The organism is Nostoc sp. FACHB-110, from assembly GCF_014697425.1.
Classification (GTDB): Bacteria; Cyanobacteriota; Cyanobacteriia; order Cyanobacteriales; family Nostocaceae; genus Nostoc_B.
Map to the genome: position 1 here is coordinate 1 of NZ_JACJRU010000042.1, position 18345 is coordinate 18345.

Annotated in this window: 11 protein-coding genes; 4 read left to right on the forward strand and 7 right to left on the reverse strand. The window is 38.0% G+C overall.

The features are described 5' to 3' along the window. A partial coding sequence (locus H6G69_RS26980; protein ID WP_190692198.1) for a response regulator occupies window positions 1–1071 on the forward strand: 1071 nt, incomplete at its 5' end. A 22-nt stretch (window positions 1072–1093) separates the two neighbouring features. Here the strand turns inward: H6G69_RS26980 and H6G69_RS34535 are convergent. The 3 genes from H6G69_RS34535 to H6G69_RS26990 all read right to left on the reverse strand — a co-directional run bounded on the left by H6G69_RS34535 (window position 1094) and on the right by H6G69_RS26990 (window position 2097). Further along, window positions 1094–1222 (reverse strand): hypothetical protein, encoded by a 129-nt coding sequence (locus H6G69_RS34535; protein ID WP_277883474.1) that lies wholly within the window; start codon window positions 1220–1222, stop codon window positions 1094–1096. Between the two features lie 84 nt (window positions 1223–1306). Next, window positions 1307–1816 (reverse strand): pentapeptide repeat-containing protein, encoded by a 510-nt coding sequence (locus H6G69_RS26985; RefSeq protein WP_190692199.1) that lies wholly within the window; start codon window positions 1814–1816, stop codon window positions 1307–1309. Window positions 1817–1899: 83 nt separating this feature from the next. Then, window positions 1900–2097, reverse strand: a complete 198-nt coding sequence (locus tag H6G69_RS26990) for a hypothetical protein (protein WP_190692200.1) — start codon at window positions 2095–2097, stop codon at window positions 1900–1902. Window positions 2098–3133: 1036 nt separating this feature from the next. Between H6G69_RS26990 and H6G69_RS26995 the strand changes: the two genes are divergently transcribed. Continuing rightward, window positions 3134–4102 (forward strand): terpene synthase family protein, encoded by a 969-nt coding sequence (locus H6G69_RS26995; protein WP_190692201.1) that lies wholly within the window; start codon window positions 3134–3136, stop codon window positions 4100–4102. A 502-nt stretch (window positions 4103–4604) separates the two neighbouring features. Further along, the gene (locus H6G69_RS27000) at window positions 4605–5978 is read left to right on the forward strand and encodes a cytochrome P450 (RefSeq protein WP_190692202.1); all 1374 of its coding nucleotides are present in this window, start codon (window positions 4605–4607) and stop codon (window positions 5976–5978) included. Window positions 5979–6046: 68 nt separating this feature from the next. On the opposite strand, the gene H6G69_RS27005 is transcribed toward H6G69_RS27000, so the two are convergent. The 4 genes from H6G69_RS27005 to H6G69_RS27020 form a co-directional block, all read right to left on the reverse strand. After that, entirely contained in the window at window positions 6047–11713 is a 5667-nt protein-coding gene (locus H6G69_RS27005; protein WP_190692203.1) for an ATP-binding sensor histidine kinase, read from the reverse strand. Window positions 11714–11872: 159 nt separating this feature from the next. Further along, complete coding sequence (locus H6G69_RS27010) at window positions 11873–12406, reverse strand: hypothetical protein (protein WP_190692204.1); 534 nt, start codon at window positions 12404–12406, stop codon at window positions 11873–11875. A 392-nt stretch (window positions 12407–12798) separates the two neighbouring features. Further along, window positions 12799–14982 (reverse strand): type I DNA topoisomerase, encoded by a 2184-nt coding sequence (topA, locus tag H6G69_RS27015; RefSeq protein ID WP_190692205.1) that lies wholly within the window; start codon window positions 14980–14982, stop codon window positions 12799–12801. Between the two features lie 483 nt (window positions 14983–15465). After that, window positions 15466–16530 (reverse strand): TrkA family potassium uptake protein, encoded by a 1065-nt coding sequence (locus H6G69_RS27020; RefSeq protein WP_277883475.1) that lies wholly within the window; start codon window positions 16528–16530, stop codon window positions 15466–15468. Between the two features lie 405 nt (window positions 16531–16935). On the opposite strand from H6G69_RS27020, the gene H6G69_RS27025 reads away from it, so the two are divergent. After that, window positions 16936–18216, forward strand: coding sequence for an aspartate aminotransferase family protein (locus H6G69_RS27025; protein WP_190692206.1), 1281 nt, complete (start codon window positions 16936–16938; stop codon window positions 18214–18216). The last annotated feature ends 129 nt before the right edge of the window (window positions 18217–18345 follow it).

Consider the following 18345-nt stretch of genomic DNA (forward strand, 5'->3'; position numbering starts at 1 on the left):
GTGCGCCTAGAGGCCGCAAACATCTGCTTTCACATCATCGATACAGGTATAGGTATTGCCCCAGAAGCGATAGGTAAGTTATTTCAGCCGTTTGTACAGCTTGACAGTAGCCTGAACCGCCAATACAATGGCACGGGTTTAGGCTTGGCATTAGTCCATCGAATTGTCACTTTGCATGGTGGTACTGTCTCCGTTAATAGTCAAGTTGGCCAGGGCAGTTGTTTTAGTGTTTGCATTCCCTATTGTCCTATTGAGGGTGAAGCCAAAACACCAGTCAATTCTTCATCACCTAGCTATCGTTTACTATCTGACAATGCTCAAGTTTTAATTATCGAAGATTCTGTAGCTGCGGCAGAACAGATTAGTCGTTATTTCAGTGATATGGGAATTCAACCTATTGTCTACCCGCAAGGCGAAGGAGCCTTAAAAGAAGTGCTACGTCTGCAACCGGCACTGATTGTTTTAGATTTACAATTACCCCATCTATCAGGTTGGGATTTGCTAGAGCAGTTCAAGTCAAATTCCGCAACCAAAGATATTCCCGTAATTATCATTTCTGTGGTTGATGAGCAGGATCAAGGCTTGGCCCAAGGAGCATTTGAATATTTGGTTAAACCCATTATCCGCGCCCAACTTCAAGCCGCTATAGATAAATTGCAAACTGCTGCTCCTTCGCCAGCGCAAAATCTCAATGGATTACCTAAAACCCCGGTGATTTTGTTAGCAGAAGATAACCAAGCCAATATTGATACTATGTCTGGTTATCTTGAAAGTCGGGGATATCATTTGATTATGGCTCACGATGGTCAACAAGCGATTGACCAAGTTCAAGCTCAACACCCCGATTTAATTGTTATGGATATTCAAATGCCAGGGATGGATGGGTTAGAGGCGATACGCCACATCCGTAAAGAGCCGGAGTTTGGGCATTTACCGATTATTGCCTTGACAGCTTTAGCTATGCCCGGAGATCGGGAAACTTGTTTAGCGGCTGGTGCTAATGAATATCTCACCAAACCTGTCAAACTCAAACACCTTGTCACCACTATTCAACAACTTTTACTCAGGTAAAAACATTTACACTTAGCATTAATTAACGAAAAATCAAAGCGATAGCAGCAGGTATTAAAACTAGTATTTTACATTGGCTCAGTGAAGTTTGACGTTGAAGACAAATTGCGATCGCTTGTTTGTGTGGTGAGCGATCGCATTCGTCAATCATATCATCTCTAGTTAATCAGTCATGATTTGCTAAATACTCTTTTTCCCCACCCCTGTAGGCTTGATGATAACTCGATATCACACGCTACGATTCTAAAATCGTACCCTCCAAATTAGCTTGATTCAAATTAATATTGTTTAATTCGGCTTGGCTGAGATCGGCTTGACTCAGATCAGCTTTGGCTAAATCAGCGTTACTCAAATCAGCTTCATTCAAGGAAACACCTTTGAGTTTAGCTTCTTTTAGTTCAGCTTCACTCAAAGAAGCACCAATTAATTTAGCTATTGTTAAGTCTGCTTGATTTAAATTAGCACCATCTAGAGTTGCTGCTTCAAGAATTGCACCATCTAAAATAGCTCCACTCAAATTTGCATCCGTTAAATTAGCTTGTGTCAAATTTGCGCCGTTCAAATCTGCTTCAATCAAGCTAGCTTGACTGAGATTAACGTGATTGAGTTCTGCTCCATCCAGAATTGCTCTATCTAAAATTATTCCACTCAAGTTAGCCCCTACAAAAGATGCTTCACTCAGATCCACTCCTGTAAAATCTCTTTTCCCTTTTTCGTATTGTGCTAATAACTCATCTGCTTTCATGCTTTTGTCTCCTATAAATTTTCAACAGCACAGGTTATTCCAGCAGAGCAGCACTCTACCATCTAGAAATCAAAAATTGAATGCTATGAGACTTTATTTCCGATTAAAAATTCCACATCTTCTGGCGTAAGTTGAGCATAGAGATTTTTACCTTGAAGTGGAAAATGAACATCAAAACTACCCGGATGACAATGTAAAACTATGCCTAATAAACCTTGATGCAATTCATTATTCACCTGGCGAGTCAGTCTCACTATGTCTTTTTCTCGGATATTGTTCATAGTTATGACCTCGTTTTTTTATTATTTAAGTCAGCTACATTTACATTGAATTGTATTTTGTTAGCATGATACATTCTTTGTTCAATCAACTTCCTACTTAAGCAATAAATCAATTACTAGTTTTGCAACTATGGACGTAGATAAATAGTTTGACTCTAAACGTATATCTTGTACATAGCCCCAACAAATCGAATTTGCGACTTCACTTGCACGAGGGCAAGATGAGAATAACTGCTAATTCAATACTGTATTAATGGAAATTCTGATCAGAACACTTCCCCTAATTGCCTAGTTTAAGTATAGAAATTTAATTTAGTTATAAATACTCGTTTAAAATGTTATTTTTAATACATTTTTGCTGTTGCTATTAAATTACGCAGAATTACAGTTATCTTTTTCTATCAGTCTGAAGCAATACTAAAGATATATAAGTCTTGAGTATTAAATTTAACTCAAGATATTATAGATTGACTTGAAGTTTAATGGTATCCACAAAACTAAAAATCCCGCAAAATATGCAAAGTAGTACCAGTAGCAACAGTATTTTTCATAAATATCACAGTACTATTACACAGTAAATAGCATCTAAGAATAAAAAATTATACTTTATGCTAAGTTTATGGAAACTATGCAGACATCAAAGCATATCTTCAAAAATAATTGCGGAAATTTGTAAATCTTTTGTTATTATTTTTTTAGTAACGAAAAAAATAAAGTATTAATCATAATACTTTTGTGGCGACTCAATTAAGACTCAAAGCCTATAAGAATTTTGTCAATTTTTGCCAAAATTCCACATATACAAACTTTTGGCTGATCGGAAATCTTAGACTGTCAAATAATTCCTGCTGTGGATAAAACTCTCAAAAATTACTTGTGCTAAAGCTCAAAGTAATCTAATTGTTTTTGCCATATTGCAGACAACAGTGAATTGATATTTAAGGCATGATCAATTCACAAAAAAGTGTAGTAATCAACCTAATAACTATCAGCAACTTCAGAGATTTAGCATTTACTAAAATTGCAGAGGCGTTGTATGGAAAATTTCATTTTCCCAGATTTATACTGTCCATTTCCATCTCAAATCAATAGGTATGCTAATCTTCTAGAAAGTAATGCTATCGAATGGCTAATTCAGTTCAATCTCTTAGCCAATGAATCATCTTATAAACGTTTTTGTAAATCGAATTTCTTTTTACTCGTTGCAGGCGCATATCCTTTTTGTCCAATTGAAGAATTAAACATTGCCAATGATTTATTTAGCTGGCTGTTTATTTGGGATGATCAATGTGATATGTCTGATTTAGGAGAGAAACCTGAAGTTTTAGCAGCAATTCAACAGAGGTTTATCGAAATCTTAAAAGGGGATGAACCTACAAGGAATGATATATCACTGAGTTATGCTCTAGCTGACTTAAGAAAGCGAATGCTCAAAACAGCAAGCACAGAATGGTTTAGTCACTTTATCAATAGTTTTCAAGGATATTTTGACGGATGTGTTCAGGAAGCGGCTAATCGCGCACAAGGTATTACACCTGATATTGAAAGTTATATCAAGACACGCAGTCTTAGTTCGGCTGGAGATATGACTGTTGAATTGATTGAATTTTGCAATCATTTGACGATTCCTGATGTTTTACGAAAACATGAAATTGTGCAGAAACTCAAACAGAGGACAATTAATATTCTGGCTTGGTGTAATGACATATTTTCAGTACCTAGGGAAATGGCAAGTAATGATGTTCATAATTTAGTAATTGTATTACATCGACAACAACAAATTCCGCTGGATATAGCGATGCAACGTGCTGCTGATATCCATAATCAAGAAGTAAAAAGCATGATGAATTTAGAACTGTCTCTTCCTTCATTTGGGGAAGAGTTAGATGCTGAGTTAGCAGCTTATATATTAGGAATGCGTAGTTGGATACGTGGAAACCTTGATTGGTATTTTAAATCTGAACGCTATCAAACTCAAGAAAAATTAGATTTGGTGACATCGTAATTTCTCAAAATATAATTCAGAAGTCAGAAGCCAGAATTACGTTGTGTATTTTGTGCTGCTGGGAGATGAATAAGTGGGTTTAAGACTCCCGCAAAATTTAAAATTTAGTGGACTAAAATTAGTGGTGGATCTTTTTCCACCACTGATTTAGTCTAATTCCTGAATTCTGCTGTATTGACTAATTTTAATTGATAAAATTATCTATTTATAATGTCATTAATACCAATATAATAATTTCAGATGAAATTATCTTTTAGATATATAGCGATTCCCAGTTAAGTGAGGTACAGGTAATATTTTGAAACGCAGAGGGTGGCAGAGTTAAGCGCAGAGGTACGCAGAAATTTGTACTTCAGCAGACTAGGAAACGCTATATATTTATTGATGCGTTTTATCGGTAAGCATACATTAGTTGTAATTAAATATTTTCTAGAAAAACTTATTTTAAAAAAACTAAATTAATTGAGCAGCATAAGACAAAAAATTCAGGAGTGAAGCTTAGATGCCTTTACCTAATTATCTGCCAATGCCATCTTTTATACAAAAGTATCAATGGATTGTTGACCCCATAGCTTATATGGAAAATGCAGCCCAGAAATATCCAGATATTTTTACTGGCGAAATAGTTAGTTTTGGCAATACTGTAGTGTTTGTCAATCATCCCAAGGGAATTCAGGAAGTTTTAAATAATGATAGAAAAAAGTTCGTAGCTGCTGGCGAACTCAACAAAATTTTGCAGCCTTTAGCTGGGGAAAATTCAATTCTGATGTTAGATGGAAATCGTCACAAGTGGCGGCGACAATTGGTGATGCCTTCTTTTCATGGAGATCGCCTCAAAGCTTACGGTCAACAAATCTCTAATATCACTGAAAAAATATTTGCTCAGTTACCTGTAAATCAAACATTTTTAGCGCGTACTGTCTTCCAAGAAATTTCCTTACAAGTGATTTTACAAACTGTATTTGGCTTGTATGAAGGTGAGCGTTTTCAAATACTTAGGCATTTGCTGGGTTTGCTGATGGATGTATTTAATTCTGCAATGTCTTCTAGTTTGTTGTTATTTCCTGTTCTACAACAAAATTTGGGTGCTTGGAGTCCTTGGGGAAAGTTTATACGCCTCAGACAGCAAATTGATGAATTTTTGTATGCTGAAATTGCTAAGTCCAGAAAACAATCTAATCCAGACCGGATTGATATTCTCTCATTGCTGATCTCAGCTAAGGATGAAACAGGGGAACAAATGACAGATGCTGAATTGCGTGATGAATTAATCACGCTTTTGCTGGCTGGACATGAAACTACCGCAACATCAATGGCTTGGGCTTTATATTGGATTCATCGTCAGCCTGAAGTTTTAGAGAAATTGCTCCAAGAATTGGATGCTGTTGGTGATTCACCCGATGTGACAATCATTGCTCGGTTGCCTTATCTGACAGCTGTGTGCAATGAAACTTTAAGGATGTGTCCTCCTGTGATGTTAACTTTCCCCAGAATAGTACAAGAACCTGTGGATTTACTGGGACATCGCCTAGAAACTGGTACGGTGGTAGCAGGCTGTATTTATTTAGCTCATCATCGAGAAGATTTATATCCAGAACCTCAGAAATTTAAGCCAGAACGGTTTTTAGAACGTCAGTTTTCTCCTTTTGAATTTATGCCATTTGGTGGTGGTGTGCGTGTTTGTATTGGTCAAGCTTTGGCTTTATTTGAAATGAAGTTGGTCTTGGCAAAAGTTTTATCCAGCTATCAACTTACGTTAGGCACTCGCCGACCAGAAAAAGCCGGACGCAGAACTATCAGTCTTGCTCCAGCCCGTGGAGTCAAAATGTTAATTACAGGAATACGAGAACATAGAAAGTTAGTTTGCCAAAGTTAAGGCAGTAGTCAAGATGCTTAAGATATCAATAAAAGACTTTAACTGTATTCTCTGTTCCTGTTACCTATTTAGTGGATAGGTATTTCAATCACAAGTTCAGTTCCTTGGCCAACAGTAGAATTACAAGTTAACTGACCCTTGTGTTTATCTACAATTACCTGATAACTAATAGATAAACCTAAACCTGTACCACTCCCTACGGGTTTAGTCGTAAAAAATGGATCAAATATTTTTTGCTTGACTGATTCTGGCATTCCCACACCATTATCCGCAATGCAAATTCGCAGATGATTTGTGCTGATTAGTTCAGTAGAAATGCGAATCTGTGGTTTAACTACGTGCTGGCTGACAATTGACTCATCCAAAGCATCGATCGCATTACTCAAAATATTCATAAATACCTGATTTAGTTGGCCGGGATAACAACTCACTGCGGGAATCTGTGCATAGTTTTTGATAACTTCTATCTCAGAGTAATCATTCTTACCTTTAAGTCTGTGACGCAAAATCATTAAAGTGTTGTCAATACCTTCATGGATATTAACTACTTTCATATCTGACTCATCTAAGCGGGAGAAGTTACGCAAACTCAAAACTATATTGCGAATTCGGGAACTCCCAAGCTTCATCGAATCAAGAATTTTTCGCAAATCTTCGGCTAAAAAATCGATATCAATTTCTGCTGCTTTTTCTTGAACTAAATCTGAAGGATGGGGATATTCTTCCTGATAAATAGTTAATAAATCTAGTAAGTCTTGGACATATTCAGTCGTATGAGCGATATTACCATGAATAAAGTTGATGGGATTATTAATTTCATGAGCAATTCCCGCCACCATTTGACCCAAGGAAGACATTTTTTCGCTTTGAATGAGTTGTGCTTGGGTACGTTGCAGTTCTTGGAGAGTTTGTTGCAGATGTTGATTTTTATGGTAAAGTTCTTGGGTTCTTGTTTCTACTTTTTCTTCTAAGCTATGGCTGTATTCTGCTAAACTTTGGTTTGCTTTAGCTAGATTTTCATAGAGGATGGCATTTTCTAAAGAAATGGCTGCTTGAGTAGTCAGGAGTTTGATCACTTCGATGCGATCGCGGGTAAATGCGCCAGTAGTCAGATTATTTTCTAGATAAAGAATTCCCAATAATTTACCTTGATTAACAATTGGGATACACAACAGGCTTTTAGGTTGGTTATGAATAATGTAGCGATCGCTTGCTAAAAATGCAATAGTCTTAACATCATCCGCTACGAAAACTTCTCCTGTACGTTTCACATATTTCATCAATGTTATCGGAATATCATTGCTAGGTTCGACACTAATTGATGGAAATTGTGTAGTAATAGGTGCTAAGTTTATATCAGAACTAGTGGCAGTCACTCTTAATTCTAAGTTATCTGCTTCACTCAAAATCAATGCAGATTTAGAAGCTCCAGCATTTTCCATAACAACTTGCATTAATTTAGAAAGCAATTGCTCCATCTCAATTTCTCCCGAAAGAGCTTGAGAAGCTTTGATGACAGTTGCTAAATCTAGCGAGTCTGAAATACTTGTTTTAGAACTATTAACTATTTGATTACTAGTTTGGTGAGATAGAGATTGAGAAGTAGAAACAGCAATTTTTTCAGCTAGTTGGATGCTAATTTTTTCTCGCTGAAGTATGGGCATTAATAGTTGAGGGTAGCATTTTTCTAAATCATCAACTTTGGCTTTGGCTTCCCAGCGAACATAGCAATAATAAGCATCGGTAAGATAAGTTTTGGCAATTTTTTCTTTACCCCATTCCAGATAAAATTTAGCTGCAAGTTCATTAGCTAAAGCTTCTTCATTAATGTAATGATTTTCTTTGGCTAACACAATGGCACGCTCGTAATAGTCTATGGCTTCTAGATATTTACCTGTAACGCGATATTGTTCTGCTTCCACTAAATAAAATTTATGGAGATAATTCATGGAGGCATGATCCGCCCATTTTTGAATTTTTTCTTGATTAGCTCTTACTTTATCCAAAATCGAGCTTTGCTCAGTTGTCGTGCTTGTGTTATACACGGCTAACCTGGCTAATGAATCATAAAAATAGAAAAGCGGAACGTGTAATTGTCCTGTACCACTATCTAAATATTTTTCTGCTATGTTGGCATTTTCAATGGCTTGTGGGTACTGCTGAAATAAATAGCATAGATATAATTTATTGACGTATAAATGTAAAAGCCCGATGCCATCTTGATTTGCTAAATGAATTGGGAGCATTTTTTCTTCATCGTATGCTTCACCAATTAAAATCCAAGGATATTCCCCATTTCCTAATAAATTTAAAATACTTTGACGATAAATTTCATTCCATTTAAAGGCGCGTTCTTGGTTAGTTTCACTAATAGCCTGACTGTAAGAGGCTATTTCTCGTTCTAGCCAGATTAATTCTTTGCCAACAAAATAACATGAGAGACAATAAGATTGAATAGATAAAGCGGCAAATTCTAAATCTCCTGTTTCTAACCCAATAGCATAGCTTTCTAGTAAAGGTTTTAAAATTTCTTGAGGATGTTGTTTCCAATGGTGGATACCAGCATTAAATACTTGCTTAACTCTTGATTCAACTTCCCTGGCATTATACTTAGTTAATAAGCTCAAAGCTAGCTTGCCAAATTGATAACCAGATTCAATATCTTTAACTACATTGCACAAAATCATGCCATAGAGAACATAGGCGAAAGCTGACAAGGGAGCATTACCATTTTGGCGTGAGATATTAATTTGTTTGATGACAATCAAAGGAAATAATTCAGGGCTGACTGAATAAGCAAAAAACAGTGCATTCGATAAAATCCGCATCACTGCTAATGAACAAGCTGCTGTCATCTCTGGTAAGTTGATTAGTTCTTCAATACCTTTTTGAGTGAGATTTGACATTGCTTCTGTCATGGCTAACTGAACATCATATTGGGTAGGATTTTCGGGAAAATCTACACCCAATTGTTTCAATACAATTAGTGCCGTTTGAATTGCTTCTAATGCTTTGTTTTGCGCGCCGTAGGCTTTAATTTTGAGTTCGTAGACTTTGACTTTTTCTAGTAATGTTGTAGCTTTGGCTAACACAACATCAACTAGTTGCTCCATTTGCTTAAATTTACCAGCTAGATATGCTGCTTCTGCTGCTGTTTCATATAAAGATAAAGTCAATTCATATTGTGTTTCCCAACTATCAGAAGAAAGCAGTGCGATCGCGGTTATTAAGTATTTAATTGCTGCTGTATAAGCTGTTGATGATAAAGCTTTACGTCCAGCGATAAAATTCATTTGTGCTATTTCATTACGCTGGTCTTGAGAAGTTAGTAATTCTAAGGCTGTATTAAATTGATTAACCAGCTGAAAAATATTTTCTTCTCTTTGGTTTTCGGGAATATTTTCAAACAGTAATGTGCCGATGTTTAAATGAATTTGTTTTTTCTGTTTTTCTGAAATTAAAGAATAAGCAGCTTGTTGTACTCTGTCATGAATAAATTTATATTTAGGTACTTGATTACTAATATTTAAATTTTCTGGATTATGATAATTGTTGAGATTTTCTGGTAAATTATTACCAATTTGAAATAATTTATACAGGTCAGTTTGCGGTAAAATTATCCCTTCATGTAAAGCATTCCATAAATCAGTTGCCGTATCGACTACAGATTTTTCATAGACGATCGCCAAGGTTTTTAAATCAAATTCATTACCAATACAGGCGGCTAACTTTAAAACATTTTGTGTAGCAATAGGCAATTTTTTTATTTGCTGTGCCATAAAATCTACTACATCATCTGTCAGGGCAAATGCCTGTATTTCTTGCAAATTATATTGCCAATAACCTAAATCAAAATTAATTTTGATTGTGCCATCTTGATGTAAACATTTTAAAAACTGAGTTGCAAAAAAAGGATTTCCCTTGGTTTTGGCGAAAACCATTTGAGACAAAGGAATAGCAACTTCTTCCTGACAACCAAGGGTATCACTAATCAAAAGATTTAAATTTTCTTGAGTAAGCGGTGTTAAAGTAATTTGATTAATATTAATTCCGGCTGCGGCAATTTCTTTTAAAGTTAAATAAAGTGGGTGTGCTTGAGAAACTTCGTTATCTCGATATGCACCAATTAATAAAAGACTGTCATTATCTTGATTATTATTTGCTGCTGTTTCAAATTCCCAAGCTTCACCTTCAAATATAGGAATCCAAGCATTTTCTTGAGTTGCTAATGAACCAAGAGCAGAATTTCTATTGTTAACATTAGCTTGACTCATCAATAGTTGAATAAACTGCAAAGAAGCTGAGTCTGCCCATTGCAAATCATCTACAAAAATTACTAAAGGATGCTCTTGATTACTAAATACTTGAATAAATCTTTGAAATAATAAATTAAATCGATTTTGAGCAGCACTACCAGATAGTGTAGGAATCGCTGGCTGTTTACCAATAATTTGTTCGAGATGAGGAATTACATCAATAATTACTTGCGCTTGTTCTCCTAAAGCGGCAAGAATTTTGTCTTTCCATTGTTGAATTTGAGCATCGGTTTCTACTAAAATTTGTCCGATCAAATCCTGAAAAGCCTGCACTAATGCTGATAAGGGAATATCACGTTGAAATTGGTCAAATTTACCTTTGATGAAATAACTGTGCTGTCTAGCAATTGGTTTATGTACTTCATTAACTATAGCGGTTTTGCCAATTCCAGAACAGCCTGCAACGAGGATCATTTCTGTATTACCTCTGGCTACACGCTCAAAGGCTGCAAGTAAAGTAGCGACTTCTTGTTGACGACCATAAAGTTTTTCTGATATGAGAAAACGGTCGGAAATATCTTTAGTTGCTAACTCAAAGTTTTGAACGTTACCATCTACTTGCAATTGATGATAACAAGTTTCTAAATCATATTTTAGTCCGTAGGCACTTTGATAGCGGTCTTCAGCATTTTTAGCCATCAACTTACTAATAATTGCCGATAATATTGATGGATGATTTGGATTAATTTGGTGTAGGCTTGGTGGTTGTTTGGCAATGTGAGCGTGGACTAATTCAATCGGTTCAGTTGCGCTAAAGGGTAACTGGCCCGTTAGGAGTTCAAAAAAGCTTACACCTAGAGAATAGAAATCACTGCGATAATCAATACCACGGTTCATCCTCCCTGTTTGTTCTGGTGATATGTAAGCTAGCGTTCCTTCTAAGATGTTAGGATTTTTCAGGTATTGAATTTCTCTGGGTAGAAGAGTTGCAATGCTAAAGTCGATGATTCTAACTTCTAAAGTATCAGGATTAATTAAAATATTTGCTGGTTTAATATCTTTATGAATGATACGATTATGATGCAGTTCTCCTAAAATAGAGGCGATCGCTATAGCGATCGGAAAAAATTCTTTGAGTGTAATCTCTGATTCTGCTGCAATTTTGCGATGTCTTACCCATTCTTTGAGAGATATCCCACCAAAGTCCTCCATGATTAAGGCATAGCCATTGCGATGGTTTTCTAAGCACAGAGGTTGAATGATTCCAGGTACGTTGAGGTTTTTGGTAATTGTATATTGATTGCGGAATTGAGCAATTTCACTGAAGGTAGGATATTCATTGCGTATCAATTTAATTACCACAGGCATTTGGTCTTGTTCTCGAATGCCTCGGTAAACTAATGTTTTGCTGCCATAATAAATTTGTTCGAGAATTTGATAGCCAATCAGGGAAAACACTTTATCAGAGGAGATTAACATTGCAGCAATGTAAATAATATTTTTACTAGATTTAGTATTCCCCTGAATTTAGATTGGTTAACGTCAAAAATTTTTTTACTGTATTAGACTGATAAGGTATTTATACCTTTTAATCGTGAGTATTGTAACCATTTGTTAAGTGTATTTAATCAATGTACACTAAATTTCTTGACACTGAGGAAAAGCAGATTTTCTCATAAAACTTACTAATGTTCTTTTTTCTTGGGAATTTAGTAAGGTAATATCATCGTTATTAATTCTATTTCTCTCAATGAGAGCTACATCTTTATTAATATTTGGACAAGTAACATAAGCATACTTAGATTTATAGGTTGGGCTTAAATACTGGGTAAGATTATTTGATTTATTGTTGGGTATATAAATCTTCAAAAAAACTTCTTTTTTCTGTTGAGAACCTGTATATGTTCTAGCTTCTGTCTTGATTGCTAAACCAGTATTTATAGCATTAACTAGAGTACTCCAAGTAGCAGTATTTTCTCTAGTTTGTTTTCGTGTTCTGCTTCTACTATAAGAACTTCTTGATAACCTTGGTTGAGTTTTATGCACAATATTTGTCTTTTTTAAGGTGTTTCTTCTTGTATATCCTTTACTAGATTTACAACCAAATTGAGTTAATAGTAACGCTGTTAATAAAACTATTAAAATTGAGTTTTTGGTAAAATTTAAACGCATATATAGCAATCTGATTTGATTTCTGAACTTACTTGTGAAAGTAGGTAACAGGGTTTGGAAACTGTACTGAGTTTTTTGCCAAATCAAATACGAGTCATAGATAAATTAAAAAACTGGAGCTTGCCTGAGTATAAGTAAACCACTTTGACTCGATACTTGATATATTTTAGCTACACTTTTGCTGTTACGTTTTGCGTAATAACTCGGAAAACTTGCCCAGATGGATTGGAAATTATTGTCTAAGTCTGGCTTCTACTAATCCATCTGTCTCAATCATTTTTTTAATTGGTCAGCTTTTCCATATTTAATTTGCATAATATGGGCGGACAAGATGTCCACCCCACAAGAGTGTGATGTAATTGCAATATGCAAAATAGATGTTTTTTAGTTTATTAATCTTTAGTTTTGCTTTTATCTGAGCGATGAGGCAATGATAATTCGCCAAATTTTGGACTCCACCAACCTTTAGCTGTATTAAAATAAGCAACATCTTTATGCTTTTTATCTTGACGAGATTGAGGATGAGAACACCGCAACATCGTCTTTTCTTGTCCATCTTTTGTGTAGCTGTACTCTTCTAAAGGCTGTTGACATACAGGGCAAGGATGGGTGGTTAACTTATTAGGAGCCTTTTGTTTAACGTTACTTTCTTGGTTGTGAGGTGCTGACCAAGATTTAGTACGATCGCTCCAAAATAGCACCACATTATCACAGCCGCTTGTACACTTGAGAAAGTATTTTTTCTTGAGCTTTGTACTTGGAATTTTAGACAGGGAATGACTGCACGTAGGGCATTTAGTACGGGAAGTTTCATACTTGCGTTCAACTGTGGTTTTATTCACAGATGCAGGTGCAATTAAAGTTTTGGCTTGAGAAAGTGCAGGGACAAAATAATCTTGATTCCAAGTAGTCAGATATTGCTGCCAAGAGTGTTTACCAAGTGCGATCGCATCTAAAGCATCTTCCATTTTCGCAGTAAATTCGGCTTCTAATAAATCTGGTAATGCTTTTTGTAAAAAAGCGTCTACTTCTAAACCCAAAGCTGTCGGCTGGAGGCTGTCTTTAGTTAACTGCACATAATCACGCTTTTTGAGTGTAGCCACTGTGGGAGCATAGGTACTAGGACGACCAATACCTTTGCGTTCCATCAGTTGGACTAACTTCGGTTCGCTATAACGTGGTGGCGGTTGGGTTTGTTTTTTCTCTGATGCGGCTTTTTCGAGAGTTAGTGCTTGTCCCTGTTGCAGTGGCGGTAAAACTGAGTCTTTACTGAGATTATTCCAATACTTTGCATAGCCGTAGAATTCAATTACCTGCCCTCTAGCTAGCCATAATAGATTACCAGAAGCAGTAATTACTTGCGTTTTCCGAAGTTGGGCAGATTTACACTGAGAAGCGATCGCCCGTTTCCAAATCATCACATATAAGTTAAACTCATCGTCTGGGATTTCTTGCCTTAACTGGACACTGGGTCGAAAAATATCTGTAGGGCGAATTGCTTCATGGGCTTCTTGGGCGGTTTTACTGCTGCGATGTTTAGCAAGTTGCTGCGGTACATTTGTCGGGTCATTTTGCTCTAACCACTGACGCGCATTTTGACAAAATTCAGGACTCAACATTACTGAGTCTGTTCGCATATAAGTAATTAGCCCCGCTTCATACAACTTTTGCGCCAACAGCATCGTTTTATCGGGGGAAAATCTCAGCTTAGAACCTGCGGCTTGCTGAAGGGTGGAAGTGGTAAATGGTGGCGGTGGCTGGCGATAAACAGTTTTGCCCTCGACTTGCATCACTTGATGGGGATATTTTTGTGCTTCTTCTACTAACCTTGTGGCTTCCGCTTCAGATAAAACCCGCTTACTCTCTTTGACTTGCTCTTTATTAGCTGCTGCATCATCATTAGTATCTGCTTCTTGCGGTTGTGCTTCTTGATGTGAGTCAGTTGTGCCGTTGTAAAAAGCCCGGAATCCTTGGGCGTAATCAACCCAAACGTTCCAATAATCTTGCGGAACAAACGTTTGAATTTCGCGTTCTCGCTGACAGATAAGATGTAGTGTGGCACTTTGGACTCTGCCAACGCTTTTGGCTCCGTTGTTTAATGCCCAAACTAAAGGACTACCTTTGTAGCCTACCAACTTGTCTAGACAATCTCGGCATAACCCTGCACCGACTAAGTTGAAATCAAGTTTTCTGGCTTGAGCGATCGCACTTTTGACTGCTGATGCTGTAATCTCTGTATAGACTACCCGCTTGGGTTCTTTCAATCCCAACACTTGCGCTAAATGCCAAGCGATGGTTTCCCCTTCTCGGTCTGGGTCAGTTGCCAAAACGACTTCCGAAACTTGTTTGGCGGCTGCTTTAAGTTGTTGAATGGTTTCTTTAGCACGCTGATCCCGCGCTACATAGTCACATTTCACGCTCTGCCCTTCCATCCTAAAACCCAGCGAATCATCGCCAGAGTTACTTAATTCCCGAATGTGACCACAACTAGCACGGACAATCCAATCTGCACCCAGAATTTGGCTAAGTTTTTTGACTTTACCCGGTGATTCCACAACAAGAAGCCGCTTCGACATGACACTGTTTTGAAGACTCAAAGATGAAAGGGATAATACCAATTTAATATGAAGCGCAGATATACGAATGGTTGCGATCGCTCAATCTCCCCATAGAAGTGAAATTCAGAGGCGTTTTCCCAATGCCAAGATTTTATATTGGACTTAGGGACTTCCAAGTAAAAAAATCTCCAAAATTTTCTTGTGGGATGGGTGTCCTCACCCGTCAAATCCTGAGGGCGGGCAAGACTTGTACTGAGCTTGCCGAAGTATGCTCACCCCACAAGATGAATAACTTAAGTAAGTCGGTGTAAATAAGTATTGTTGGAATAAGGCAGGGGGCAGGGGGCAGGGAGCAGGGGGGAAAAAGCGTTTGAGCCTTATTTACTTTTCTTCACATAGTTTGGTTTTATTGCATCGACTTACTTATTTCTTGGAAATCCCTTAGCAAAACTCTGTGTCATTTTGCCTTTACTTGAGCAAGCCTTGGCGTTTTAGGTAATATCAGCTTTTTTTCGGCTTGCGTAATCTTTGCGAACCAATTGGGACGAGAACTTGGTTAAGACTCCGCAACTGTTCAGCTGTACCCATACAAATGAGCGTGTCTCCTGGCATTAAAACAGTTTCGCCAGTGGGGCCGCCAATGAGATTACCATCTATACGGCGAATAGCTAAGACTAATGCCCCAGTTTGCGATCGCAACTTCGCTTTTTGCAATGTTTGACCCACAAACGGACAGTAAGCCGGATCAAGTAAAAATTCTTCCATATATAGCTGACGGTCTGCACCTGAAAGAATCCCATCTACAAAGTCTAAAACCTGTGGTCTGAGGGCAGCCGCCGCCATCCGCTTTCCCCCCGTGATATACGGTGAAATTACGGCATCTGCACCACCTCGCTGTAGTTTTTGTAACGCTTCTTCTGTACTGGCGCGAGCGATCGCCCGAATACTCGGATTTAAAGTTTTTGCTGATAACACTGTGTATAAATTTTCTGCATCTGAAGGTAGTGCTGCGACTATACAAATTGCTCTTTCAATCCCCACATGAAACAGCGTATCATCTAGGGTTGCATCACCCTGGTATACTATATAACCTTCTCCTTGCGCTCGTTGCACAGATTCAAACTCCGAATCTATGACTACAAAAGGTACACTCTCAGCCCGAAATTCCCTGGCAATTTGCCGACCAGTACGACTAAATCCACAAATTATATAGTGTCCTGTCAAGGATTCCATTAACCGCCTCTGTTGTCGTAGCCGAATTCCTTCTTGAAAGTAGCCTTCAATGATTGCTTCTGTAAATCTATTGACAATGTAACCAATATTGATCACACCCAACAAAATCAGGGCAATGGTAAACAAGCGTCCTCGGCTGCCTAGTGGATGCGTTTCGCCATATCCTACCGTAGCCAAAGTAATCACTGTCATGTAAGCAGCATCTTCCCATGACCACCCCTCTACAACTCTGTACCATAAAGTGCCAATGAAGAACACACCGCCCAGGGCTAATGCTCCTACCATCAACTCTTTTTGAATACGTTGATATTTTCTCTCAAGTGTGGAATACAAGGTTATTTTTCACCAGTGTTTCTCGTTTAAGGATAGTAACAAGGGAACAGGCTTAGGGGAACTCTTAACAGGGGTTTTTACTTAAACCTACCAGTCAGAAGAAACGAACAGGCTATAAACCTTCTCATATAATCTAGGACTTACGCAAGAACTCTCTCAAACTCTCATTCCTCAGTGACCTCTGCGCCGACCGAAGTTTGCTCAACGGAGGGAACCTCCGCACGCAACTTCTCTCTGTGGTTCGTTTTTCCATAACTTGTGCGTAAATCCTATAATCTTCTAATCTCTCTTTTGCCTATTACCTATTTCCTCTCCCGAAGAAAGATAAATCACAAGAAATTTTTAACAATTTCGAGGAAACTAGTAAGTGAGTGTAAGATTAAAAATTTTTCAGGAGGAGCGGTAGTGAGCTTACAAACTCTAGTTGAACAAGCCAGCATCCCCCCATCAGGTACAGTGTCATCTATCCCCTTTGATCCGGATAGCTTTAACGAAGCTGTAATGTCTACCTATGGCAGGTTTCCTTTAGCCCTAGAAAAGGGTGCAGGTTGCCGGGTTTGGGATACACAGGGGCGGGAGTACCTAGATTTTGTGGCGGGGATTGCCACTTGCACACTAGGACACGCCCACCCAGCTATGGTTGAAGCTGTGACACGTCAAATTCAGAAGTTGCATCACGTTTCTAATTTGTACTATATTCCCGAACAAGGTGAATTAGCCAAATGGATTATCCAGCATTCCTGTGCCGATCGCGTATTTTTCTGTAATTCTGGTGCGGAAGCTAATGAAGCGGCGATTAAACTCGCACGCAAATATGCCCATACAGTTCTAGAAATAGAAAAGCCCATTATTCTTACAGCTAATGCTAGTTTCCACGGGCGGACTTTGGCAACAATTACTGCTACTGGGCAAGCAAAGTATCAAAAATATTTTGATCCCCTAGTGCCTGGGTTCCATTACGTACCTTACAACGATATTTCTGCTATAGAAGTTGCTATTAGCGAATTAGATGAAGGTGACTATCAAGTAGCTGCGATTTTAATAGAACCATTGCAGGGAGAAGGTGGTGTGCGCCCTGGTGATGTGGCTTATTTCCAAAAGCTGCGGCAGATTTGTAATGAAACGGGCATTTTATTAATTTTTGATGAGGTGCAAGTTGGGATGGGACGTAGTGGTAAGTTATGGGGTTATGAACATCTCGGTGTAGAACCAGATATCTTTACCAGTGCGAAAGGCTTAGGCGGCGGTATCCCCATCGGCGCAATGATGAGCAAAAAATTCTGCGATGTTTTCCAACCAGGAGAACACGCCAGCACCTTTGGTGGTAATCCTTTTGTTTGTGGTGTGGCGTTGAGTGTGTGCCAAACCTTAGAACAGGAGAATATTTTGCAGAATGTCCAAGAACGGGGTGAACAGTTGCGTGTAGGATTAAATGCGATCGCAGCTAAATATCCCAATCACATCTCTGAGGTTCGGGGTTGGGGTTTAATCAATGGTATGGAATTGCAAGCAGACATCCCGTTAACTGCGGCTGATGTCGTCAATGCAGCTATTCAAGAAGGTTTATTACTTGTACCCGCAGGCCCCAAGGTTGTACGGTTTGTCCCACCTTTGATTGTTAGCGAAGCAGAAATCGATTTAGCATTACAAATGCTAGAAAAAGCTTTGGCGAAAATCACAGGTTAATCAGGTAAAGATGAGGGTGTTAGGGTGTAGGGTTGACTCACTTATACCCCACATCCCTTTTTTTAACCTTGATTTTGAGGAATTTTTTTGGGTGCGATCGCTAAAAGCAATTTAAAGTTGCCTATTTTT

Bases quoted from the DNA above. Each gene is read 5' to 3' on its own strand.
- H6G69_RS27005 (WP_190692203.1), bottom strand. From the start codon at position 11,713: ATGTTAATCTCCTCTGATAAAGTGTTTTCCCTGATTGGCTATCAAATT.
- H6G69_RS26985 (WP_190692199.1), bottom strand. From the start codon at position 1,816: ATGAAAGCAGATGAGTTATTAGCACAATACGAAAAAGGGAAAAGAGAT.
- H6G69_RS27000 (WP_190692202.1), top strand. From the start codon at position 4,605: ATGCCTTTACCTAATTATCTGCCAATGCCATCTTTTATACAAAAGTAT.
- topA (WP_190692205.1), bottom strand. From the start codon at position 14,982: ATGTCGAAGCGGCTTCTTGTTGTGGAATCACCGGGTAAAGTCAAAAAA.
- H6G69_RS34535 (WP_277883474.1), bottom strand. From the start codon at position 1,222: ATGATTGACGAATGCGATCGCTCACCACACAAACAAGCGATCGCAATT.
- H6G69_RS26990 (WP_190692200.1), bottom strand. From the start codon at position 2,097: ATGAACAATATCCGAGAAAAAGACATAGTGAGACTGACTCGCCAGGTG.
- H6G69_RS27010 (WP_190692204.1), bottom strand. From the start codon at position 12,406: ATGCGTTTAAATTTTACCAAAAACTCAATTTTAATAGTTTTATTAACA.
- H6G69_RS26995 (WP_190692201.1), top strand. From the start codon at position 3,134: ATGGAAAATTTCATTTTCCCAGATTTATACTGTCCATTTCCATCTCAA.